At 67.5% G+C, this 456-nt stretch carries 1 pseudogene; it reads left to right on the top strand.

Annotated elements, in window-relative coordinates:
- A pseudogene (locus ACU8YC_RS27305) lies at positions 1 to 456 on the top strand (efflux RND transporter permease subunit); the annotation flags it as partial.

The following is a 456-nucleotide window of genomic DNA, read 5'->3' as shown; positions in this document are numbered from 1 at the left end:
TACCAGGTGCGCGTGCAGGCCGACGCGCCGTTCCGCCAGCGCGCGGACGACATCCTGCAGCTGAAGACGCGTAACGACAAGGGCGAGATGGTGCCGCTGTCGTCGCTGGTGACGGTAACGCCGACGTTCGGCCCTGAAATGGTCGTGCGCTACAACGGCTACACGGCGGCCGACATCAACGGCGGCCCGGCGCCCGGCTTCTCGTCGGGGCAGGCCCAGGCCGCGGTCGAGCGCATCGCGCACGAGACGCTGCCGCGTGGCGTGCGCTTCGAGTGGACCGACCTTACGTACCAGCAGATTCTTGCAGGCGATTCGGCGTTGTATGTGTTCCCGATCAGCGTGCTGCCCGTGTTCCTCGTGCTCGCCGCGCTGTAGGCAAGCCTGACGCTGCCGCTCCCCGTGACCCTGATCGTGCCGATGATCATTCTGTCGGCGCTGACGGGCGTGTGGCTCACG

It is taken from the genome of Citrobacter sp. VF227 (assembly GCF_052950715.1).
Note: the sequence above shows the minus strand (reverse complement) of the source record. Positions and strands in the feature narration are given on the sequence as shown.